This is a genomic window from Kitasatospora sp. NPDC096140 (genome assembly GCF_040303045.1).
In the GTDB taxonomy this organism is placed as follows: domain Bacteria; phylum Actinomycetota; class Actinomycetes; order Streptomycetales; family Streptomycetaceae; genus Kitasatospora.
The window spans coordinates 21274-42214 of sequence record NZ_JBEOUW010000055.1 but is presented as its reverse complement, the minus strand read 5'-3'; the positions used below and the strand labels follow the sequence as shown (position 1 = coordinate 42214).

19 protein-coding genes and 1 pseudogene are annotated in these 20941 nt (G+C 73.0%); 6 read left to right on the top strand and 14 right to left on the bottom strand.

The window, feature by feature from the left end; translation table 11 throughout:
* Positions 1–179: 179 nt before the first annotated feature.
* The 6 genes and pseudogenes from ABT048_RS36650 to ABT048_RS36625 all read right to left on the bottom strand — a co-directional run bounded on the left by ABT048_RS36650 (position 180) and on the right by ABT048_RS36625 (position 6232).
* A complete protein-coding gene (locus ABT048_RS36650; protein ID WP_350525943.1) occupies positions 180–1157 on the bottom strand; it encodes an NAD(P)H-quinone oxidoreductase in 978 nt (325 codons plus the stop codon).
* Between the two features lie 121 nt (positions 1158–1278).
* Entirely contained in the window at positions 1279–2325 is a 1047-nt protein-coding gene (locus tag ABT048_RS36645) for a potassium channel family protein (RefSeq protein WP_350525942.1), read from the bottom strand.
* A gap of 22 nt (positions 2326–2347) precedes the next feature.
* Entirely contained in the window at positions 2348–3556 is a 1209-nt protein-coding gene (locus tag ABT048_RS36640) for a molybdopterin molybdotransferase MoeA (RefSeq protein WP_402806255.1), read from the bottom strand.
* Positions 3553–4495 (bottom strand): annotated as a pseudogene (locus ABT048_RS36635) (NTP transferase domain-containing protein). The gene ABT048_RS36640 and the pseudogene ABT048_RS36635 overlap by 4 nt, the downstream one beginning before the upstream one ends.
* Positions 4496–4526: 31 nt before the next feature.
* A complete protein-coding gene (locus tag ABT048_RS36630; protein WP_350525941.1) occupies positions 4527–5468 on the bottom strand; it encodes an MBL fold metallo-hydrolase in 942 nt (313 codons plus the stop codon).
* A 116-nt stretch (positions 5469–5584) separates the two neighbouring features.
* Positions 5585–6232, bottom strand: coding sequence for an FMN-dependent NADH-azoreductase (locus ABT048_RS36625; RefSeq protein ID WP_350525940.1), 648 nt, complete (start codon positions 6230–6232; stop codon positions 5585–5587).
* Positions 6233–6338: 106 nt separating this feature from the next.
* Here ABT048_RS36625 and ABT048_RS36620 point away from each other — a divergent pair, with 106 nt between their 5' ends.
* Complete coding sequence (locus tag ABT048_RS36620; protein WP_350525939.1) at positions 6339–6749, top strand: winged helix-turn-helix transcriptional regulator; 411 nt, start codon at positions 6339–6341, stop codon at positions 6747–6749.
* 176 nt (positions 6750–6925) lie between these two features.
* Here ABT048_RS36620 and ABT048_RS36615 read toward each other — a convergent pair whose 3' ends face one another.
* Positions 6926–7690: a polyprenol monophosphomannose synthase gene (locus ABT048_RS36615; RefSeq protein ID WP_350525938.1), complete on the bottom strand. Its 765-nt coding sequence runs from the start codon at positions 7688–7690 to the stop codon at positions 6926–6928.
* Between the two features lie 329 nt (positions 7691–8019).
* Between ABT048_RS36615 and manA the strand changes: the two genes are divergently transcribed.
* Positions 8020–9219: a mannose-6-phosphate isomerase, class I gene (manA, locus tag ABT048_RS36610; protein WP_350525937.1), complete on the top strand. Its 1200-nt coding sequence runs from the start codon at positions 8020–8022 to the stop codon at positions 9217–9219.
* Between the two features lie 67 nt (positions 9220–9286).
* On the opposite strand, the gene ABT048_RS36605 is transcribed toward manA, so the two are convergent.
* The gene (locus ABT048_RS36605; protein WP_350525936.1) at positions 9287–10744 is read right to left on the bottom strand and encodes an acyltransferase family protein; all 1458 of its coding nucleotides are present in this window, start codon (positions 10742–10744) and stop codon (positions 9287–9289) included.
* Between the two features lie 104 nt (positions 10745–10848).
* The gene (gene dnaB / locus ABT048_RS36600) at positions 10849–12483 is read right to left on the bottom strand and encodes a replicative DNA helicase (protein ID WP_350525935.1); all 1635 of its coding nucleotides are present in this window, start codon (positions 12481–12483) and stop codon (positions 10849–10851) included.
* Between the two features lie 450 nt (positions 12484–12933).
* Here dnaB and ABT048_RS36595 point away from each other — a divergent pair, with 450 nt between their 5' ends.
* Positions 12934–14259 carry an MATE family efflux transporter gene (locus ABT048_RS36595; protein WP_350525934.1) on the top strand — a complete coding sequence of 442 codons (1326 nt, stop codon included), beginning with the start codon at positions 12934–12936 and terminating at the stop codon, positions 14257–14259.
* 117 nt (positions 14260–14376) lie between these two features.
* Here ABT048_RS36595 and rplI read toward each other — a convergent pair whose 3' ends face one another.
* From rplI to rpsF, 4 genes are all read right to left on the bottom strand, one after another.
* Positions 14377–14823: a 50S ribosomal protein L9 gene (gene rplI / locus ABT048_RS36590; protein ID WP_350525933.1), complete on the bottom strand. Its 447-nt coding sequence runs from the start codon at positions 14821–14823 to the stop codon at positions 14377–14379.
* A 17-nt stretch (positions 14824–14840) separates the two neighbouring features.
* Positions 14841–15077 carry a 30S ribosomal protein S18 gene (gene rpsR, locus ABT048_RS36585; RefSeq protein WP_030059640.1) on the bottom strand — a complete coding sequence of 79 codons (237 nt, stop codon included), beginning with the start codon at positions 15075–15077 and terminating at the stop codon, positions 14841–14843.
* A gap of 79 nt (positions 15078–15156) precedes the next feature.
* Complete coding sequence (locus ABT048_RS36580; protein ID WP_350525932.1) at positions 15157–15762, bottom strand: single-stranded DNA-binding protein; 606 nt, start codon at positions 15760–15762, stop codon at positions 15157–15159.
* Positions 15763–15858: 96 nt separating this feature from the next.
* The gene (gene rpsF, locus ABT048_RS36575; RefSeq protein WP_063348486.1) at positions 15859–16149 is read right to left on the bottom strand and encodes a 30S ribosomal protein S6; all 291 of its coding nucleotides are present in this window, start codon (positions 16147–16149) and stop codon (positions 15859–15861) included.
* A gap of 317 nt (positions 16150–16466) precedes the next feature.
* On the opposite strand from rpsF, the gene ABT048_RS36570 reads away from it, so the two are divergent.
* From ABT048_RS36570 to ABT048_RS36560, 3 genes are all read left to right on the top strand, one after another.
* A complete protein-coding gene (locus tag ABT048_RS36570; protein ID WP_350525931.1) occupies positions 16467–16766 on the top strand; it encodes a hypothetical protein in 300 nt (99 codons plus the stop codon).
* A 182-nt stretch (positions 16767–16948) separates the two neighbouring features.
* Positions 16949–18067, top strand: a complete 1119-nt coding sequence (locus tag ABT048_RS36565; RefSeq protein WP_350525930.1) for a lipid II:glycine glycyltransferase FemX — start codon at positions 16949–16951, stop codon at positions 18065–18067.
* Between the two features lie 13 nt (positions 18068–18080).
* Entirely contained in the window at positions 18081–19115 is a 1035-nt protein-coding gene (locus ABT048_RS36560; protein WP_350525929.1) for an alanine racemase, read from the top strand.
* A gap of 27 nt (positions 19116–19142) precedes the next feature.
* On the opposite strand, the gene ABT048_RS36555 is transcribed toward ABT048_RS36560, so the two are convergent.
* On the bottom strand, positions 19143–20720 hold the full coding sequence (locus ABT048_RS36555; RefSeq protein WP_350525928.1) for a glycosyltransferase family 87 protein: 1578 nt from the start codon (positions 20718–20720) through the stop codon (positions 19143–19145).
* Positions 20721–20941: the final 221 nt, after the last annotated feature.

The window sequence follows — 20941 nt, the reverse complement described above, 5'->3', positions numbered from 1 at the left end:
ACGGGCAGCGGCCCGAGGAACGCGTGCGGAGATGCGGCCACGGTCGGAGTCCTTCCGACGGCCGACCGCGCCCGGGGGCGGGGTCGGCGGCGGGACAGCTCCGGACCAGCCTCGCACGATCCGACAATCCGGGCATTTCGGGCAGCATCGGCGCCGACCGCCGCACCCCCGCCGCCGTCTCAGGCCCGCAGCACGACCTTCCCGACCTGCTCCCCGGCCTCCAGCACCCGGTGCCCCTCGCCCGCGTCGGTCAGCGGCAGCACCCGGTCCACCACCGGCTTCACCACCCCGGACTCGACCAGCGGCCACACGTGCTCCCGCACCGCCGCCACGATCGCCGCCTTCTCCGCCAGCGGCCGCCCGCGCAGGTTGGTGGCGATCACCGCCCCCCGCTTGCGCAGCAGCGCGTTGAGGTCCAGCTCGCCCTTCACCCCGCCCTGCAGCCCGATGATCACCAGCCGCCCGTTCACCGCCAGCGCGTCCACGTTCCGCTGCAGGTACTTGGCGCCCATGATGTCCAGGATCACGTCCGCGCCGGCCCCGCCGGTGGCCTCCCGGAGCACCTCGACGAAGTCCTGCTCGCGGTAGTCGATGACGATGTCCGCGCCCAGCTCGGTGCACCGGGCCAGCTTCGCCGCGCTGCCCGCGGTGACCGCCACCCGGGCGCCGACCGCCTTGGCCAGCTGGATCGCCATGGTCCCGATGCCGCTCGCACCGCCGTGCAGCAACACGGTCTCGCCGGGCCGCAGGTGCGCGGTGAGGAAGACGTTGGACCACACCGTGCAGGCGACCTCCGGAAGCGCCGCGGCCTGCTCCGCGCTCAGCCCGGCGGGCATCGGCAGCAGCTGCCCGCTCGGCACCGCGACGCGCTGCGCGTAGCCGCCGCCGGACAGCAGCGCACACACCTCGTCGCCGACCGCCCAGCCGGCGACGCCCGGCCCGAGCGCGACGATCCGCCCGGCGCACTCCAGCCCCGGGTACGGCGAGGCGCCGGGCGGCGGGTTGTAGTGGCCCTGCCGCTGGAGCAGGTCGGCACGGTTGACGGCGGTGGCCGCCACCTCGACCAGGACCTCGCCCTCACCGGGCACCGGATCGGGCACCTCGGCCCACACCAGTGCCTCGGGGCCGCCGGGTACGGGAATCGTCATCGCATGCATGCCCCGAACCTACTGCGCGTCAGGGCGGTTCACCGGCCAGGGCGGTCCGCTGGGCGGGGCCCGCGCCGTCCGGCCGACGCCGCGAGCGCCTTCGGCGCCGCACCGGCCCGTCGACGCCGCGTCAACCGTTCGACCTGATCACGATCACCCGGTCGGTGAGCTGCAGCACGGCGGCCTCCGGCTCGTTGAAGTTGATCACCCGCCGACCGCGGACCACCGCGACCACCAGATCCGCGCACTCCCGCGGGCCGTGCCCGGCCTCGGCCCGGGTGACCGGGCGCTCCACCACGTCCAGCCCGGTGCCGTACGTCAGCAGGTCCTCCATCACCGCCCCGGCGCGCGGGCTGAGCATCGACAGCCCGAGCAGCCGCCCGGCCGAACTGGAGCTGGTGACCACGACGTCGGCGCCGCTCTGCCGCAGCAGCGGGGCGTTCTCGTCCTCCCGCACGGCGGCGACCACGGTGGCGCCCTTGTTCAACTGGCGTGCCGTCAGCGTGATCAGCACGGCGGTGTCGTCCCGCTCCGGCGCGACCACCACCCGGGCCGCGGTGGGCAGGGCGGCCCGCACCAGGGTGTCGGTGCGGGTGGCGTCGCCGACCACTCCGACCAGACCGTGCTGCGCGGCCTGGTCGACCACCTTGCGCTGCGGGTCGACGACGACGATCTCCTCCTTCTTCACCCCCTGCCCCAGCAGGGTGTCGACGGCGCTGCGGCCCTTCGTCCCGTACCCGATGACGACGGTGTGCTCGCGCACGGTGGACCTCCAGCGGTTCAACCGCCATTGCTGGCGGGTGCGTTCGGTGAGCACCTCCAGGGTGGTGCCGACCAGGATGATCAGGAACAGCACGCGCAGCGGGGTGATCACGAAGATGTTGGTGAGCCGGGCGCTGTCGCTGTACGGGGTGATGTCGCCGTACCCGGTGGTGGAGAGCGTCACGGTGGCGTAGTACGCCGCGTCGAGGAAGCTGACCCCGCCGCCGGCGTTGTCGTTGTAGCCGGCCCCGTCGGCGTAGACGAGCAGTGTGGTGACGACCAGCACCGCGAGCGCCAGCAGCAGCCGCGAGCCCACCTGCCGCAGGGCGGGCGCGGCCCGGCGGGCGGGCAGCACGATCCCGGCGTCCGCCCAGGGCTCGGCCCCCGCCTCCCGGACGCGTCGGGGCCGGCTCATCCGCCCGACCGGCTTCGCCGGCTCACGGGACCTCCAGCAGTTCGACCGTCTCCCCCACCGCCGCCCCGCCGGGCGGGACCACGGCCAGCGCCTCGGCCCGGGCCAGACCGCGCAGCATCGCGGGCCCGTCGAAGGCGAGCGGGACGACGCCCTCGGCCGTGCGCCGGACGGGCTGCAGCCGGGTGTCCGCCGGGTGCCCGGGCAGTACGGCCGCGGCGGGTGCGAGGGCGGGGGCGCCGACCGCCCGGCCGCTGCGGGCGTGCAGCAGGGGCAGGGCGAGCGTGACCATCCCGGCGACGGCGGCCAGCGGGTTGCCGGGCAGGCCGACCAGGTGGCGCCCGCCGGGCAGTTCGGCCAGCAGCATGGGGTGCCCGGGCCGGACGGCGACGCCGTCGACCAGCAGGCGGGCGCCGGCCTCGGCGAGCGCCCGGTGCAGGAAGTCGACCGGTCCGGCGGCCGTCCCGCCGGTGGTGACCACGACGTCGGCGGTGGAGTGCCGCAGCGCGTCCCTGAGCAGCCCGAAGTCGTCGCGCACGCGGCGCACTTCGGCGACCTCGGCGCCGGCGGCCCGTAGCCAGGGCGGCAGCAGCGGCCCGAGCGCGTCCCGGACCAGGCCCGGCCCGGGGATCCCGGAGGCGAGCAACTCGTCGCCGAGGACGAGCAGTTGGACGAGCGGTCGGCGGCGCACGACCAACCGGTCGTGGCCGCAGGCGGCGGCCAGGCCGAGCACGGCCGGCCCGACCGGGGTGCCTTCCGGCAGCAGTTCCTCGCCCCGGCGGCACTCCTGGCCGCGCGGCCGGACGTCCTGCCCGGTGGTCAACTGCCGGGGGCCGCAGTCGCGCAGCAGCGCGCCCTCCGTCCGCCCGTGTTCGCGGCGCAGGACGGCGGTGGCGCCGGGCGGCAGTTGGGCGCCGGTGGCGATCTCCACGGCGGTGCCGTCGGCCAGCGGCGCCGGCTCGGCCGGTCCGGCCAGCACCCGGCCGGCGACCCGCCACGGGCCGGGCCCGGCGACCGCCCAGCCGTCCATCGCGGAGGTGTCGAAGGCGGGCAGGTCGGTCAGCGCGCCGAGCGGCTCGGCGAGGGTGTGGCCGAGCGCCTCGGCCAGCGGCAGTCCGATCCCGGGCAGCGGGCGCAGCCCGGCCCGGCGCGCGGTCTCGCGGGCGCGGGACCAGCCGGGTACGGCGGGGTCGGCGGACGGGGCGGCCACGGTGGTCTGCCCGACCGCACTCACTGCTCGCCCGGCCGGTCGGCGGCGACCCACGCCTCGGCGAGCTCCTCGGTCCGCCGGGCGGCCTCGGCGACGGCCTCCGGCCCGCCGCCCCGCTGTGCGGCCGCGTAGCCGACCAGGAAGGCGGTCAGCGGCGCGGCCGGCCGGGCCACCCCGTGCGCGACCACCCGGGCCGTGTCGAGCAGACCTCGGACGTCGACGTCCAGGTCGATGCCCAGGTCGGCCTTGACCTCGGCGATCCAGTCATCCAGCGTGCGCTCCATGCGCCCATGCTGCCTGATCGGCGGTTTCCCGGAGGTGTTCGCCCCGTGTGCGGGGCGCGTCGTTTCCCTCACAGTCCGGCGGCCCGCGTCGTGAGGTTCAGCTCCGGTCCCGCTCGCGGGCCTGCTCCAGGTCCTCCCAGGTGTCGCAGTCGTACGCGACGTCGTCGATGTCGGCGACCCTCAGCCGGGCCAGCCCGCCGACCAGGCGGCGCAGCGGTCGGCCCGCCGGGTCGCCGAGGGCGGCCAGCGCGGCGCGCAGCGGGGCGGTGCGGTAGGCGGCGGCGAGCGGCTGGTCGCGACCTCCCGCGTCGACCAGCACGGCGGCGTCCACGGTGGGCCCGGCCCCGTCCAGGGCCTCGACCAGCCGGTGCACGGTCCGCCGGTCCAGGAACGGCAGGTCGGCGGCGAGCAGCAGCACGGTGTCCGCGGTGACCAGGTCGAGACCGGCCGCGACGGCGGCGACCGGCCCGCCGCCGGGCGGCTGTTCCCTGGTCCAGCGGACGCCGGTGCGCACGGTCGGCCGGGCGGGGCCGACCACGACGGTGGTGCGGGCGTCCGCGCAGGCGGCGAGCACCCGGTCGAGCAGGGTGGTCTCGCCGACCGTCAGGCCGGGCTTGTCGGCCCCGCCGAGGCGCCGCGCGGCCCCGCCCGCCGGAACGATCACGTCGTACGGCGTCATGCGGCCAGTATCCGCCCCGCCGTGGCGGGACCTACTCGTCCTGGTCGTCCTCGACGATCTCCGCGTCGATGATCCCGTCCTCCTCCGCCGCCCGGGCGGTGTTGGCCGCCGCGCCCAGTTCCAGGATGGCCGGCAGCGTCAGTTCGCCGTACCGCCGGTTCATCGCGGTCACCAGCGCCTCCGGGTCGTGCGGGTGCTCGGCCAGCCGGCGGTCGAAGTCCTTCAGGTACTCGCCGGTGAAGGCGAGCACCCGGGCCGCGTCGTCGCCCTGGTCGGGGGCGCGGTGCCCGGCGATCACCCGGTCCGCGCCGAGGTCGGCGATCCGGCCGAGGTTGTGCCCCCAGGTGGTGCGCTGGGCCGGGGTGGTGTCGGCGGTCCAGACGTGGGTGCCGTTGTAGACGAAGTCCCCGGCGATCACGGTCCGGATGCTCGGCACGTGGACGACGGTGGAGTCCGCGCAGTCGCCCTGGCCGAGCAGCAGGACGGGGATCACCTGGCGGTCCAGCATGAGCGGCTGCGGCAGCAGCGGGGCGGGGATCAGCGGGTGGTCGGGGATGTCGTCGCCGTACACCGGCTTCCACTGCGCGACCTTGGCGGCGGCGGTGGTCCGGATGCCCTCGACCACCGCGGGCGCGGCCAGGAGTTGCGCGTCGGGGAAGAGCTTCAGCACCTCCTCGGCACCGAAGTAGTGGTCGGGGTGCCGGTGGGTGACGACGATGGCGAGCAGCCGGCGGCCCTTGCCCGCGACCCACTCGGCCAGTTCCCGCCCGGCGCTGCGGGTGAGCTGGGCGTCGACCAGGATCGCGGTCCGCTCGCCGAGGATCAGGGTGGAGGTGGCGAAGAACGCCGACTCGGGCCCGGTGAAGACGGCGACCTCCAGCGGCCGGGCGGAGCGCTCGGCCTCCGGGGGCACGGCGGATGAGGCGCCCGCACGCTCCGCGCCGGCGCTCTCCTCGGGCGGGGACGACGTCACGGGCTTGCTCCCTCTGGTCGGCGGACGGTCTTCCTGCGCCCTACAGCATGGGAGTACCGGTGCCCGAATGCGCGGGAGGCGCGCCCGGCGGGGCACGCCTCCGGCTCACGTCACGGTCACACCGCGGCCCGGGCGGCGAGTTCCTTGCCCCGCAGGGCGGCCTGCTCCAGGGCCCGGGCCTTGGACTCGGCGGCGTTCGGGATGAACTCGGCCAACGCCGGGACGACGGGCGCCATGGTGAACTCCGGGACGATGAAGTCGACCTCCAGCCCGAGCCCGTCGGCCAGGACCTTCTCCAGGTAGGTGGTGACGAACTCGAACGGCTCGCGCGGGGCGCCGGGCGCGTACGAGCCGCCGCGGGAGGCGACGACGGTGACCGGGGTGCCCTTGGCGGAGGGCGCCTCGCCGGCGGTGCGGCCCATCAGGACCACCTGGTCCAGCCAGGCCTTGAGGGTCGACGGGATCGTGAAGTTGTACATCGGGCTGCCGATCAGGACGGCGTCGGCCCCCTCCAGCTCCGCCATCAGCTCCTCGCGCAGCGCGAAGGCGGCGGCCTGCTCGGCGCTGTGGGTCTCGGCCGGGGCGAATCCGGCGGTGATGCCGTGCGCGTCCAGGTGCGGGACGGGGGCGGCGGCGAGGTCCCGGTAGATCACCGTGCCCTCGGGGTGCTCGGCCTCCCAGGCGGCCCGGAACGCGGCGGTGACCTCGCGGGAGACGGAGCCGTCGGTGATCGCGGAGGAGTCGATGTGCAGGAGCGTGGGCATGGCAGGGCCTCCAGAGAATAAGTAGCTGCTGATTTCGCTGCAACTGTAAGTACGGTAGCAGCTTACTTTTCTGCAGTCACTAGTGCCGGTCGAGTACCCTGGGTCCATGGCCCAGCACGAGGTAGTGACCGACGGAGCCCCGACCGCCCCCGACGCGTGCGACGCCGCCGCCCGGGACGCCTGCCAGAACGTCGACCTGGCCCTCGGCCGGGTGTTCACCCTGCTCGGCAAGCGCTGGACCGGCATGCTCCTGGGCGTGCTCAACAACAGCGGCCAGGCCTACTTCTCCGAGCTGCGCCGCGCCGTCCCGGGCATCAGCGAGCGGATGCTCTCCGACCGGCTGACGGAGCTGGCCGAAGCCGGGCTGGTGGTCCGCGAGGTCGACGCCGGCCCGCCGCTGCGGGTCAGCTACCGGCTCACCGAGGGCGGCATCGCGCTCAAGCCCGCGCTGAACGAACTGGCCGTCTGGGCCGACCGCTACCTGCCGGAGAGCGCGCTCAAGAACGGCGGCTGCTGACCCCGGAGGGCCTGCCGGCGCCACCGCGCGCCGGGCCCTGCCCTCGCGCTCGCATGCGCCCGCGCACTCGCCCGGACATGCGCCCGGACATGCGGAAGGGCCCGCCCGCTGTCACCAGCGGACGGGCCCCTCACACACGTGGATCCGTTGTCATCGGCGCTTCCCGCGCCGGTCGTTCAGCGCTTCCGGGCGCCGCGCAGCCGGGCCAGCCGGTCGGAGAGACCCCAGGAGGTCACCCGCCACAGCGCCTCGACCACGATGTTGCGGCTCATCTTGGACGCGCCCAGCTCGCGCTCGACGAAGGTGATCGGCACCTCGGCGACCTTGAACCCGGCCTTCACCGTGCGCCAGGCCAGGTCGACCTGGAAGCAGTACCCGGCCGAGGCGACCTCGTCCATGCCCAGGCCCAGCAGGGTCTCCTTGCGGAAGGCCCGGTAGCCGCCGGTGACGTCCTTGATCGGCACGCCCAGCATCAGCCGGGAGTAGGTCGAGCCGCCGCGCGAGAGCAGCAGCCGCGACTTCGGCCAGTTCACCACCCGGCCGCCCGGCACCCAGCGCGAGCCCAGCACCAGGTCGGCGCCGCGCAGCGCGCCCAGCAGCCGGTCCAGCTCCTCGGGCTGGTGCGAGCCGTCCGCGTCCATCTCGACCAGGACGTCGTAGCCGTTGTCGATGCCCCAGCGGAAGCCGGCCAGGTAGGCGGCGCCCAGGCCCTCCTTGCCCTTGCGGTGCATGACGTGCACGTTGGGGTCCTCGGCGGACAGCTTGTCGGCCAGCTCGCCGGTGCCGTCGGGGCTGTTGTCGTCGGCGACCAGCACGTGTGCCTCGGGCACCGCGGCGCGGACCCGGCCGACGATCCGCTCGACGTTCTCCGCCTCGTTGTAGGTCGGGATGATCACCAGGACCCTGCCGAGATCAGCAAAACTCTGCTGGTTCACGGTCACGTACAAACCTCTCGGCCGATGGCGGGGAATCTCACAGCACCGTCGCCCGCACGCTGGAACGCGGCTCCACCGGCTGCCCTCCGACGGGGTGGTCACGGTGGAGAACTGCGCGCAGGGCGGAGACTACTGCGTGCTGGCATCCTACTACCGCGCCCGGGAACCACCGGTCCGCCCATGGCACTCCCACCGGACGCCCACCGTTTCCCCGTGGGTGACACCGTTCGGCTAGGGTCGATGCCCTTGCCCGTGCCCGGACCGCCCGCACCGCCGGGCTCGCCCCCGGCGATCCGGCACGCCCGCACAGACCGTGAAGGAGTAGGACCGCGCGCATGGACAGGCTCGTCAACACCGTCCGCCCGTACGCCTGGGGGTCGCTCACGGCCCTGCCCGAACTGCTCGGGCAGCAGCCGACCGGCGAGCCGCAGGCCGAGCTGTGGATGGGCGCCCACCCCGGAGACCCGTCCCGCGCCGACCGCGGGGACGGCCCGCGCCGGCTGGACGAGCTGATCGCGGCCGATCCCGAGGGTGAGCTGGGCGCCGCGAGCGTCGCCAGGTTCGGCCCGACCCTGCCGTTCCTCTTCAAGGTCCTCGCCGCGGGCACCCCGCTGTCGATCCAGGCGCACCCCACGCTCGACCAGGCCCGCGCCGGCTTCGCCGCCGAGAACGCCCTCGGCATCCCGCCGGACGCCCCCGAGCGCAGCTACCGCGACGCCAACCACAAGCCCGAAATGGTCTGCGCACTGGGCGACTTCGAGGGCCTGTGCGGCTTCCGCGGGCCCGCCGAGGCGGCCGAGCTGATGGCCCGGCTCTCAGTGAACGGCCTGGAGCCGCTGATCGACCTGCTGGGCGTCGAGGACGAGGCCGAGGCGCTGCGCGGCACCCTGGCCGCCATCCTCACCATGGACGACGAGACGGCCGCGAAGACCGTCCGGGAGACCGCCGAGACGCTGGCGGAGTACGACACCGGGGACCCGGACTGGTACTACGCCCCGTACGCCCGGATCGCCAAGGACTTCCCGGACGACCGCGGCCTGATCGCCGGCATGCTGCTCAACCACGTCCGGCTGCGGGCCGGCGAGGCGCTCTACCTGGGCGCCGGGGTGCCGCACGCCTACCTGTCCGGCGTCTGCGTCGAGCTGCAGGCCAACTCCGACAACGTGCTGCGGGCCGGCCTCACCCCGAAGCACATCGACGTGCCGGAGCTGCTGAAGGTCGTGGTCTTCGAGAGCGGCGCCCCCGAGGTGGTGGCCCCCGTCCAGGTCGGGGACACCCCGGGCGAGGAGCTCTACCCCGTCCCGATCGACGAGTTCCGGCTCTCCCGGTTCACGCTGGACGGCGTCGAGCGCACGATCGACGGCCGCACCCCGCAGATCCTGCTCTGCACCGAGGGCGGTGTCCGGCTCACCGCCGCCGACGGCAGCGTCCTGGAGCTCGCCCGCGGCGGCTCCGCCTTCCTCCCCGCGACCGGCACCCCGACCCGCCTCTCCAGCGCGGCCGGCACCGTCTTCCGCGCCACGGTGACCATCTGACCGGCGGACACCGACGCGCCACCGACCGGGGCCGGGCAGCGGGAACCCTCCCGCTGCCCGGCCCCGCTCAGTCGCCCGGCTTCCCCGGCCCTTCCGATCCCTCACCGCCCGGGCCCGCCGCCACCAGCGCCGGCTCGGGCTCCGCCGCCGGGCCCGGGGCCTGCGCCGGGACGACGGCCACCGCCGCCGCCGGTGCCGGCCCCTCCGGCAGCTGCGGCGGCCACCGCCGGTTCGCCGCCGTGGTCAGCCTGCGGCCCAGGTTCTGGAACGGCAGCTCCACCAGCCGGTACACCGCCCAGCAGACCGCCAGCAGCACCGCGAAGTACCCCAGCACCCACGACCACCGTTCCACGAACGGCATCGCGGCCAGCTTCTCCGGGTAGCGGGTGCCGTCCCAGCCGAGCCGCCACAGCAGGAACCTCTTGACCGGCCAGTGCAGCAGGTAGACCGAGTAGCTCACCGCCCCCAGCCGGACCAGCGGGCGGGCCAACCGCCGGTTGCGCAGCAGGAAGAACACGCCGAACGACGCCCACGCCGCCAGGTAGGCGAAGGTCCACGCCGACCAGCTGAAGGTCGAGGTCGCGTCCGCCATCGCGCCCCGGTTGTACATCGGGCCCACGAGGGCGCCCGCCACCACCACGAAACCGACCGTCAGCCAGGCCTCGATCCGCTCGACCTGCCCGTGCTGCGCGCGGTAGACCACCGTGCCCGCGAACATCGTCGCGAAGATGGTGAAGGTCTCGTAGGCCGGCGTCCGGCCGTTGGTGAACACCAGCAGCAGGCCGAACCCGCCCAGCAGCAGACCGCCGGTCCGGGCCAGGGAAGCACGGCCGCTGAGCATGCAGAACACGCCCGTGACCACGATGACCACGGCGGCGACCACGAGGTTCCTGATCGCGTCGAGGCTGGTCTGCAGGCCGTAGGACGGGATCAGGACGCCCAGCGCGAGGGCGATCGCCGCCGCCCCGACCGCGATCGGTGCGCTGCGCCGGTGCAGGCCGAACGTGAAGAGGCTGCTGACGAAGAAGTAGAAGAGCATCTCGTACGTCAGGGTCCACATGATGCCGAGCCCGTTCACCACGCCCAGCACGTCCGTCAGCATCAGGCCGTTGCCCCCCAGCCAGAGCAGGTCGTGCCCGTAGCCGTCGAAGGTGAGGACCTGGTACGCGTGCGGCAGCACCAGCTCGGCGAAGAGCACGGTGACGATCAGCGCCGGGTAGATCCGGAAGATCCGGCCGATCCAGAAGGCCCGGACGTCACCGCGCCGCTCCAGGGAGGCCGGGATGATGTACCCGCTGACGACGAAGAACGCCATGACCCCGTAGAAGCCGAGGTCGAAGTGGGCCGCGACGGTGCCGCCGTGCGGGACCAGCTTCAGGATGTCGAAGTGATGGGCCGTCACGGCCAGCGCGGCGATCCCGCGCAGGGCGTCCAGCCACCCGAGCCGGCTCCCCGGTGCGGCGGCGCGCTCGCGCCGCCCGACCGGCCGCAGCCCCCGTCGGGCCAGTGGCCCCTTGATCGTCATCCGCCGGACACTAGCCCATCCGGGGGATCGCAGCCCGGCCGGGGCCAGCCCCCGGCCGGCCCCTGGTCAGCCCGGTTCCGGATCAGTCCCGGGGGCGCCCCCGGTCAGTCCCGGGTCATGTCGACGAAGCGCGAGTAGTGGCCCTGGAAGGCCACCGTGATGGTCGCGGTCGGACCGTTACGGTGCTTGGCGACGATCAGGTCGGCCTCGCCCGCGCGCGGGGACTCCTTCTCGTAGGCGTCCTCGCGGTGCAGCAGGATGACCATGTCGGCGTCCTGCTCGATCGAGCCCGATTCACGCAGGTCGGAGACCATCGGCCGCTTGTCGGTGCGCTGCTCGGGGCCACGGTTCAGCTGGGAGAGCGCGATGACGGGGACTTCCAGCTCCTTGGCCAGCAGCTTGAGGTTACGGGACATGTCCGAGACCTCCTGCTGGCGGTTCTCGGCCCGGCGGGAGCCGCCGGACTGCATCAGCTGGAGGTAGTCGATGACGATCAGCTTGATGTCGTTGCGCTGCTTGAGCCGGCGGCACTTGGCGCGGATCTCCATCATCGACAGGTTCGGCGAGTCGTCGATGAACAGCGGGGCCTCGCTGACGTCGGGCATCCGCCGGGCGACCCGCGTCCAGTCGTCGTCCGTCATGTTCCCGGAGCGCATGTGGTGCAGCGCGACCCGGGCCTCGGCGGAGAGCAGACGCATGGCGATCTCGTTGCGCCCCATTTCGAGCGAGAAGATCACGCTCGGCAGCTTGTTGTGGATCGAGCAGGCACGCGCGAAGTCCAGCGCCAGGGTGGACTTACCCATGGCGGGGCGGGCCGCGATGACGATCATCTGGCCGGGGTGCAGGCCGTTGGTGAGCGCGTCGAAGTCGGCGAAGCCGGTCGGCACGCCGGACATCTGGCCGTTGCGGGAACCGATCGCCTCGATCTCGTCGAGGGCGCCCTCCATGATGTCGGCCAGCGGCGCGTAGTCCTCGTTGGTGCGCTGCTCGGTGACGGCGTAGATCTCCGCCTGGGCGGAGTTGACGATCTCGTCCACGTCGCCCTCGGCCGCGTAGCCCATGCCCGCGATCCGGGTGCCGGCCTCGACCAGCCGGCGCAGCACCCCGCGCTCGGCGACGATCTGGGCGTAGTACTCGGCGTTGGCCGCCGTCGGGACGGAGTTGACCAGGGTGTGCAGGTACGAGGCGCCGCCGACCCGCTGCAGCTCGCCGCGCTTGGTCAGCTCGCCGGCCACGGTGATCGGGTCGGCCGGCTCGCCGCGGGCGTAGAGGTCGAGGATCGCGCCGTGGATCATCTCGTGCGCGGGCCGGTAGTAGTCGGCGGGCTTGAGCACCTCGACCACGTCGGCGATGGCGTCCTTGGAGAGCAGCATGCCGCCGAGGACGGACTGCTCGGCGGCGAGGTCCTGCGGGGGGACGCGCTCGAAGCCGTCCGCCCCGCTCTCGCCGTCGCCCTCGCCCCGGCGCTGCCAGCCGCCGTCCCGCTGGCCGCCCTCGCGCGAGGAGCCGTTCCGGCCGCCCTTGCCGCCCTGGAAGCCGCCCTTCTGGAAGCCGTCCTTCTGGAAGCCGTCGCGGCCGCCGCCCTGGCCGCCGCGGCCGCGGGAGACCGGGAGGCGGTCGCCGGGGCCGTCCGGGAAGGGTGCGTCGTCGAAGGCACCGGCCGGGAAGGGGTCCTCGGCGGTCTGCCAGTCCTCCTCCGGCGGCGGGGCGTCGTGGTCGTCGTACTGGGGGCCGGTCACGCGTGTTCCCCGATCAGCGAGTGGTGCGAGTTGGAGCGGGCTTGCCGGTGGCTGGGTGAAGCGGATCCGCTCCTCTTTGTACGCCACGGCTCCGACAAATCGGACGCCGGGGCGGTGCGAGTGTCGGGCGGAGGGCCCACGCTAAAGCGCCGGACGCCCTTGCGCCAAGGCGGTTATCCACAGGGGGTGTGGATGAGCGGCCCCGACCTGTGGAGAACTGCCGCAAAGCTGTGGACACCCCTGTGGACGTCCCTGTGGATAACCGGACCATCGATCCACCGTCAACTTGCTGACCTGGGATTACCTCTTCCCGGGCCTGTGCATGAGAAATTCTTCACACACCTCCGAATGGCTGTGGGCACAGAGTGGTCGAACGGCCCCGGTCAGGATTTCGAGTAATGACCACATACCCCTGGCAGTCGTTACCTGTGGATGAGTAGCCTGGACGCCATGACCGCCACGCCCTCCAGACGCCGCCACGACCGGGAGATCCTCTCCCTGGCCGTCCCGGCCTTCGGCGCACTGGTCGCCGAGCCGCTCTTCCTGATGGCCGACTCGGCGATCGTCGGCCACCTCGGCACCGCCCAGCTGGCCGGGGTCGGCGTGGCCTCCGCCGCGCTCACCACCGCGACCGGCGTGTTCGTCTTCCTCGCCTACGCCACCACCGCGGCGGTGGCCCGCCGGATCGGCGCCGGGGACCGCCGGGGCGCCGTGCAGCAGGGCGTCGACGGCATCTGGCTCGCCCTGGGGCTGGCGGTACCGGTGGTGCTACTGACCCTGCTGGTGGCCCCCTGGGTCGCCGACGTGCTGGGCGCCTCGCCGACCGCGGCGCCCTACGCGGTGACGTACCTGCGGATCAGCTCCCTGGGCATCCCGGCGATGCTCATGGTGCTGGCCGCCACCGGCGTGCTGCGCGGCCTGCAGGACACCCGTACGCCGCTGCTGGTGGCCGTCGCGGGCTTCACCGCCAACATCGGCCTGAACGCCGGCCTGGTCTACGGCGCCGGGCTGGGGGTGGCCGGCTCGGCCTGGGGCACCGTGCTCGCGCAGACCGGGATGGCCGCCGTCTACCTGGTCGTGGTGGTCCGCGGCGCACGGCGCGAGCGGGCCTCGCTGCGGCCGGACGCGACGGGCATCCGGGCCTGCGCGAGGGCGGGCGGCCCGCTGCTGGTCCGGACGATCAGCCTGCGCGCGGTGCTGATGATCGCCACCGCGGTGGCCGCCCGGCTGGGCGACGACCAGGTGGCCGCGCACCAGATCACCATGACGCTGTTCAGCTTCCTGGCCTTCGCGCTCGACGCCATCGCGATCGCCGGCCAGGCCATCATCGGCCGTTACCTCGGCGGCTCGGACGTCCCGGGTGCCAGGGCCGCGACCCGGCGGATGGTCGAGTGGGGCATCGGCTCCGGCGTGGTGCTCGGCCTGCTGGTGGTGGCCGCCCGCCCGCTCTACGTCCCGCTGTTCACGCCCGATCCGGCCGTGCAGGCGCAGCTGGACACCGCCCTGCTGCTGCTCGCTCTCAGCCAGCCGGTCTCCGGCCTGGTCTTCGTGCTGGACGGGGTGCTGATGGGCGCCGGGGACGGTCCGTACCTGGCCCGGGCGGCGCTCGCGACGCTCGCGGTGTTCGCCCCGGCGGCCGTCGCCGTCCCCGCCACCGGCGCCGGGCTGGCCGGGCTCTGGTGGGCGATGAACCTGTTCATGCTGGTCCGCGCGGGCTTCCTGGTCTGGCGCGCCCGCGGCGGCGAGTGGCTGGTCACCGGAGCCGTCCGCGGGTAGCGGGCCCGCACCCCGGAGCGGCACCCCGCCCCCGCAGCGGCGGCGGCACCCGTCCCCGGGAACGACCGAGGGCCGGACTCCCGAAGGAGTCCGGCCCTCAAGCCACTGCTACGGAACTCAGGCAGCGACGACCGCGATGTCCAGGTTGGCCTGGACGTCGGAGTGCAGCTTGACCGAGACCTTGTGGGTGCCCACGGTCTTGATCGGCGAGGCGATCGCGACGGCGCGCTTGTCCACAGCCGGGCCGCCGGCGGCCTTGATGGCCTCGACGACGTCGGCCTGGGTCACCGAGCCGAACAGACGGCCGGCGTCACCCGAACGGACGGCCAGCTTGACCTGGACGCCCTCCAGCTGACCCTTGACCTCGTTGGCGGCCTCAAGGGTCTGGATCTCGTGGATCTTGCGGGCGCGACGGATGGCGTCGACGTCCTTCTGACCACCCTTGGTCCAGCGGATGGCGTAGCCGCGCGGGACCAGGTAGTTGCGGGCGTAGCCGTCCTTGACCTCGACGACCTCGCCGGCGGAGCCGAGACCCGGCACCTCGTGCGTGAGGATGATCTTCATTACTCGGTCACCCTCTCTTAGCGCGCGGTGCTGGTGTAGGGCAGCAGCGCCATCTCACGGCTGTTCTTCACGGCCGTGGCGACGTCACGCTGGTGCTGGGTGCAGTTGCCGGTGACCCGGCGGGCACGGATCTTGCCGCGGTCGGAGATGTACTTCCGCAGCAGGTTCGTGTCCTTGTAGTCAACGTAGTTGACCTTGTCCTTGCAGAAGACGCAAACCTTCTTCTTCGGCTTGCGAGCAGGCGGCTTCGCCATTGTGTGCTCCATTTGGGGTTCACGGCCCGGCGGGCGTCCGGGGACGCCGGCGGCCGGGCCGCACGAAATCTGTCAGCTCTTAGAACGGGGGCTCTTCCGAGTAGCCGCCGCCACCACCACCACTGGACGGGGCACCCCAGCCGCCGCCCTGGTTGCCACCGGACGGGGCGCTGGAAGCCCACGGGTCGTCGGAGGGGCCGGACTGGCCGCCGGAGTTTCCACCCCAGCCGCCGCCCTGCTGGCCGCCACCGCCGCCCCAGTTGCCACCGCCCTGGCCGCCGCCCTGCTGGCCGCCGAAGCCGCCACCGGGACCGCCGGACCGGTTGGCCCGGGTGACCTTGGCGGTCGCCGAGCGCAGGCTCGGGCCGACCTCGTCGACCTCGACCTCGAAGACCGTCCGCTTCTCGCCTTCCTTGGTCTCGTAAGACCGCTGGCGCAGTCGGCCCTGCACGATGACGCGCATGCCGCGCTGCAGCGACTCGGCCACGTTCTCCGCCGGCTGCCGCCAGACGTTGCACGTGAGGAAGAGGCTCTCGCCGTCCTTCCACTCGTTCGTCTGACGGTCGAAGGTGCGGGGGGTGGACGCGATGCGGAACTTCGCGACCGCCGCACCCGACGGGGTGAAGCGCAGCTCGGGGTCGTCGACGAGATTGCCGACGAGGGTGATGACGGTCTCGCCTGCCATGGTGGTGATGACCTCTCGGGAAGATGTCCGTTCACCGCTGTTTCACGTGAAACAGCGGACGCGAGCTACCCGAGACCCGAAGGCCTCAGAGGTGGCTCAGTGGGTGTCCGGGCGCAGGACCTTGGTCCGCAGAACCGACTCGCTCAGGCCCATCTGGCGGTCGAGCTCCTTGACGACCTCAGGCGTGGCCTTGAGGTCGATGACCGAGTAGATGCCCTCGGACTGCTTGTTGATCTCGTAAGCCAGACGGCGACGACCCCAGGTGTCGACCTTCTCCACCTTGCCGCCCGCGTTGCGGACGACGGTGAGGAAGTTCTCGATCAGGGGGGAGACAGCGCGCTCCTCGACCGACGGGTCGAGGATGACCATCACCTCGTAGTGACGCATGGGTAACCCACCTCCTTTGGACTCAGCGGCCACGGTCTCTCCGTGGCAGGAGGGTTGTGCGTAGCGTCGGCACCGGCGCGGTGACGACTCCGGCCCACCGTAGCGGGCGGGTCCGACAGTCGGCCCCGCACACCCCGGAGGGGTGTCGCCCGGAAGAGGGCGCAAGGGGGCACAACTACACCAGTGCAGACGGCACAGCCTACCCGCACCCGTACGGCCGAACAAAACGCACAGGGGTTGTGAGACCGGCGCAACCACCGCAGTCTGGACGGAACGGGATTCCTGCCCGTTCGTCTCCACGCCTGGAGGTGGGACTCATGGCCCAGTCCGTCCACCACATGCCCGCGCTCACGCTGAACACCGACGGCCACCCGCACCCCCGCGAGAACACCCTGGTGGCACTGACCGCCGTCTTCGGCGTGATCGCCTTCACCACCTCGTTCTTCTACAACCTGCACCTGCTGACGTCGTGGACCGGCCTGGCCGGGATCGTCACGGGGTTCTGGGGCGTGTTCGTCTCGGTCACCACCGCCGAGCGCTTCGTCCTGATGGTCTCGCTCGGCGCCTCCGCGGTCGGCTTCTACCTCGGCATCGCCCGCGGCGGCCTCTGGGGCTGATCCGGGCCCTCCGGGCCGGCCCCGCCGGAACCCCTGACGCCCCCGCCGCGTATCTGGAAGAAGACAGGTACGCGACGGGGGCGCCGTCGTGCCCGCAGCGACGGGCGCCCGGGCCCCGGACGATAAGGTCAGCCCGAGAACCCGGGGCCCAATGCAGCCCGACCGACGAGGAGCACCGAGCAATGAGCCTGCGCCTGAGGACGATCACCCGCGAGGAGCACCTCGCCTTCATCAGGAGCCGCGCCTCGGCCAGCCACATGCAGGTGCCGTCGTGGGGTGACGTGAAGGCCGAGTGGCGGTCCGAGTCGATCGGCTGGTTCGACGACGCCAACCAGCTCGTCGGCGCCGGCCTGGTCCTCTACCGCCAGCTGCCGAAGCTCAAGCGCTACCTCGCCTACCTGCCCGAGGGCCCGGTCATCGACTGGTTCGACCGCGACCTCGACCGCTGGCTCTCGCCGATGCTGGCGCACCTGAAGTCGCAGGGCGCGTTCTCGGTGAAGATGGGCCCGCCGGTGGTCATCCGCCGCTGGAACGCCCCCACCATCAAGGAGGCCATCGCCGCCAAGCAGGCCAAGCGGCTGCGCGACGTCGAGGCCGACTGGTACGAGCCGCGCGCCTTCGAGGTGGCCGACCGGCTGCGCAAGGCCGGCTGGCTGCAGGGCGAGGACGGCGGCGCCGGCTTCGGCGACGTCCAGCCCCGCTACGTCTTCCAGGTGCCGCTGGCCAACCGCTCGCTGGACGACATCCACAAGAACTTCAACCAGCTGTGGCGCCGCAACATCAAGAAGGCCGAGAAGAGCGGCGTCGAGGTGTTCCAGGGCGGCTACGACGAGCTGCCGATCTTCCACCAGCTCTACCTGGTCACCGCCGAGCGCGACAAGTTCACCCCGCGCCCGCTGTCGTACTTCCAGCGGATGTGGAAGGCCCTCACCGCCGAGGACCCGAACCGCATGCGCCTCTACATCGCGTACCACGAGGGCGAGCCGCTGGCCGCCACCACGATGCTCGTGGTCGGCGAGCACGTCTGGTACTCCTACGGCGCCTCGGCCAACCACAAGCGCGAGGTCAAGCCGTCCAACGCCATCCAGTGGCGGATGATGCGCGACTCCTACGCCCTCGGCGGCGGGGTGTACGACCTGCGCGGCATCAGTGACACCCTGGACGAGAACGACCACCTGTTCGGACTGATCCAGTTCAAGGTCGGCACCGGCGGCCAGGCGGCCGAGTACCTCGGCGAGTGGGACTTCCCGCTCAACAAGCTGCTGCACAAGGCCCTCGACCTCTACATGTCCCGCCGCTGAGGAGGCTGACCCGATGACGCTGTCGCTCTACCTCGACACCGAACGCTGGCGCACCCACCAGCGCTCCGTCCTCGCCGAGTTCCCCGGCCTGGTGCCGGTCGCCAAGGGGAACGGCTACGGCCTGGGCAACCACCGGCTGGCCGAGGAGGCGACACGGCTGGGCACCGGTGTGCTCGCCGTCGGTACCGCGTACGAGGCGGCCGACGCCGCCGAGTGGTACGGCGGCGAGCTGCTGGTGCTCACCCCGTACCGGGTCGGCGAGGAGGTCCTCCCGCTGCCGCACGCCCGGGTGATCCGCACGGTGGCGAGCGTGGACGCGCTGCGGACGCTGCACGGCACCCGGGTGGTGCTGGAGTGCATGACCACCATGCGCCGCCACGGCGTGAGCGCCGCCGACCTGCAGACCGTCGCCGCCGAGCTGGGCGGCGTCTCCTTCGAGGGCCTGGCGCTGCACCTGCCGATGGACCGGCCGGACGGCTCCAACCCGGTCGAGGAGGTCGCGTACTGGGTGGACACCGCCCGTGCGGCCGGCATCCCGGTGCACACCGTGTTCGTCAGCCACCTCGGCGCGGCCGGCATGGAGCAGCTGGCCCAGCGCTACCCGGAGACCGTCTTCCGGGCCCGGATCGGCACCCGGCTCTGGCTGGGCGACCACGCCGCGCTGGAGGTCCGGGCCACCGTCCTGGACGTCACCCCGGTCAAGAAGGGCGACCGCTACGGCTACCGCCAGCACCCGGCGCCCGCCGACGGCCACCTCCTGGTGGTCGCGGGCGGCACCGCGCACGGCATCGGCCTGGAGGCGCCCAAGTACGTGGCGAGCATGGCCTCGCGGGCCAAGGGCATCGCCCGGGCCGGCCTGGCGACGGTGAACAAGACCAAGTCGCCGTTCCACTGGGCCGGCAAGCAGCTCTGGTTCGCCGAGCCCCCGCACATGCAGGTCTCGCTGCTGTTCCTGGACGGCGAGACCAAGCCCCCCGCGATCGGCGAGGAGCTCGGTCTCCAGGTCCGCCACACCACCACGCACTTCGACCGCGTGGTGGACCGCTAGACCTCCGGACCCGTCACGCGTGACGGGTCACGGCCTCTCGGCCGGCTCCGACAGTTCGGGCTCGCTCAGCCACTGCTCGGGGCCGGCCGGCGCGTACGCGGCGTAGCTCTCCTCCTCGCGCAGCCGTCGGGCGCTGCCCAGCACGACCACGTCCGGGGCGTGGTCGAGCACCCCGCCGGAGGGGTCGTCGCTGCCGTCCCAGCGGACCGGGTCGTGCTCCGGGTGCAGGACGTCGCGGACCACCAGGCCGACCAGGTAGAGCGTGCCGATCAGGTGCAGCCCGATCGCGAAGTGGTACCAGGCCTCGCCGATCCCGTGCTGCTTGGGCCCGGTGACGAAGCCCAGGTGGGACCAGATGCCCAGGGTGTAGAGCACCTCGCAGGCCTGCCAGATCAGGAAGTCCCGCCAGCGCGGCCGGGCCAGCACCGCGAGCGGCAGCAGCCAGAGCGCGTACTGCGGCGAGTACACCTTGTTGACCAGCACGAACAGTGCGACGACCAGGAAGGCCAGCTGCGCGAAGCGCGGGCGGCGCGGGGCCGAGAGGCCGAGCCACGCTATGGCCAGGCAGCCCAGCACCATCAGCACGCCGATGTAGAGGTCGAGGTCGGCCAGGCCGACGCCGCGGACCTGCATCAGGATCAGCCAGAACGAGCCGTAGTCCTCGCCGCGGTGCTTGCTGAACACGTAGAACGTCGACCAGCCCTGCCAGTTGGCGAGCATGATCGGCAGGTTGACCAGCAGCCAGGAGCCCACCGCGCCGCCGAGCATCACCCGGAACTCGCGCCACTTGCCGGCCCGCCAGCAGAGCACCAGCAGCGGGCCGATCAGCAGCAGCGGGTAGAGCTTGGCGGCGGTGGCCAGGCCGATGAAGACGCCGGCCCAGCCCGGCCGGGAGCCGGCCCACCAGGCCATCGCCACGGCGGCGAGCGCGACCGCGAGCAGGTCCCAGTTGACGGTGCCGTTGAGCAGCAGGGTGGGCGCGAGCGCGAACAGCAGCGCGTCCCAGGGGCGGCGGCGGTGGATGCGGGTGAGCGCCACGACCGCGACCACCGCGCAGGCCATCAGCAGCCCGGCGTTGATCGCCCAGAACCACTGCTCCTGGCTCTGCTGGTCGCCCCCGCCGGGCGTCAGCCAGGCCGCGACCTGCATGAACAGGCCGGTCAGCACCGGGTACTCCAGGTACTGCAGGTCCCCCGTGGAGCCCGGGATGCGGTCCACGTACGGGTGCAGCCCGGCCGCGAAGCCGCGCCCGGAGAACAGGTGCGGGATGTCGCTGTAGCAGGCGTGGATGTACTGCGGCGAGCCCGGCTGGAACCAGGCCTGCTCGTAGCAGGGCAGCTTCTGCACCATGCCCAGCACCGAGACCACGATCACCGCGAGCGCCAGGAAGCGCGCCGGGATCCACCAGGAGACGCCGAGCAGCGCCCGGCGTCCGGGCGGCCCGCCGATCACCTCGCTGCCGGCCGCCGCCACCGGGTCCTCGTCGGCCGGGACGACCACGGTGTTGGCCGGCGGCGCGGCCGCGGCGACGGCTTCCGGGGTGGGCCCTGCGAGACCGCCGGACCCGACCGGGCCGGTGGTTTCGTCACGATCGCTCGACGTCATGCCGGACATCCTGCCGCACCATCCCGGCCGGGACGAGGAGGACCCCGCAACGGTCTGCGGAGGTCCGCGGGCCGGTGGGTCCGCGAACCGTGACGAAAACGGCGGTGGGGGGGGGCCCCCGGGGGGCGCCCCCCCCCCGCGGGGCGGGGGCGCCGGGGGGGGGGGGCCCCCCCCCCCGCCGGGGGCCCCGCGGCTGAGGGGAGGTGACGACCAGTCATCGA

Bases quoted from the DNA above. Each gene is read 5' to 3' on its own strand.
- ABT048_RS36650 (WP_350525943.1), bottom strand. From the start codon at position 1,157: ATGCATGCGATGACGATTCCCGTACCCGGCGGCCCCGAGGCACTGGTG.
- ABT048_RS36645 (WP_350525942.1), bottom strand. From the start codon at position 2,325: ATGAGCCGGCCCCGACGCGTCCGGGAGGCGGGGGCCGAGCCCTGGGCG.
- ABT048_RS36625 (WP_350525940.1), bottom strand. From the start codon at position 6,232: ATGCCCACGCTCCTGCACATCGACTCCTCCGCGATCACCGACGGCTCC.
- ABT048_RS36620 (WP_350525939.1), top strand. From the start codon at position 6,339: ATGGCCCAGCACGAGGTAGTGACCGACGGAGCCCCGACCGCCCCCGAC.
- manA (WP_350525937.1), top strand. From the start codon at position 8,020: ATGGACAGGCTCGTCAACACCGTCCGCCCGTACGCCTGGGGGTCGCTC.
- ABT048_RS36605 (WP_350525936.1), bottom strand. From the start codon at position 10,744: ATGACGATCAAGGGGCCACTGGCCCGACGGGGGCTGCGGCCGGTCGGG.
- ABT048_RS36595 (WP_350525934.1), top strand. From the start codon at position 12,934: ATGACCGCCACGCCCTCCAGACGCCGCCACGACCGGGAGATCCTCTCC.
- rplI (WP_350525933.1), bottom strand. From the start codon at position 14,823: ATGAAGATCATCCTCACGCACGAGGTGCCGGGTCTCGGCTCCGCCGGC.
- rpsR (WP_030059640.1), bottom strand. From the start codon at position 15,077: ATGGCGAAGCCGCCTGCTCGCAAGCCGAAGAAGAAGGTTTGCGTCTTC.
- ABT048_RS36580 (WP_350525932.1), bottom strand. From the start codon at position 15,762: ATGGCAGGCGAGACCGTCATCACCCTCGTCGGCAATCTCGTCGACGAC.
- rpsF (WP_063348486.1), bottom strand. From the start codon at position 16,149: ATGCGTCACTACGAGGTGATGGTCATCCTCGACCCGTCGGTCGAGGAG.
- ABT048_RS36570 (WP_350525931.1), top strand. From the start codon at position 16,467: ATGGCCCAGTCCGTCCACCACATGCCCGCGCTCACGCTGAACACCGAC.
- ABT048_RS36565 (WP_350525930.1), top strand. From the start codon at position 16,949: ATGAGCCTGCGCCTGAGGACGATCACCCGCGAGGAGCACCTCGCCTTC.
- ABT048_RS36560 (WP_350525929.1), top strand. From the start codon at position 18,081: ATGACGCTGTCGCTCTACCTCGACACCGAACGCTGGCGCACCCACCAG.
- ABT048_RS36555 (WP_350525928.1), bottom strand. From the start codon at position 20,720: ATGACGTCGAGCGATCGTGACGAAACCACCGGCCCGGTCGGGTCCGGC.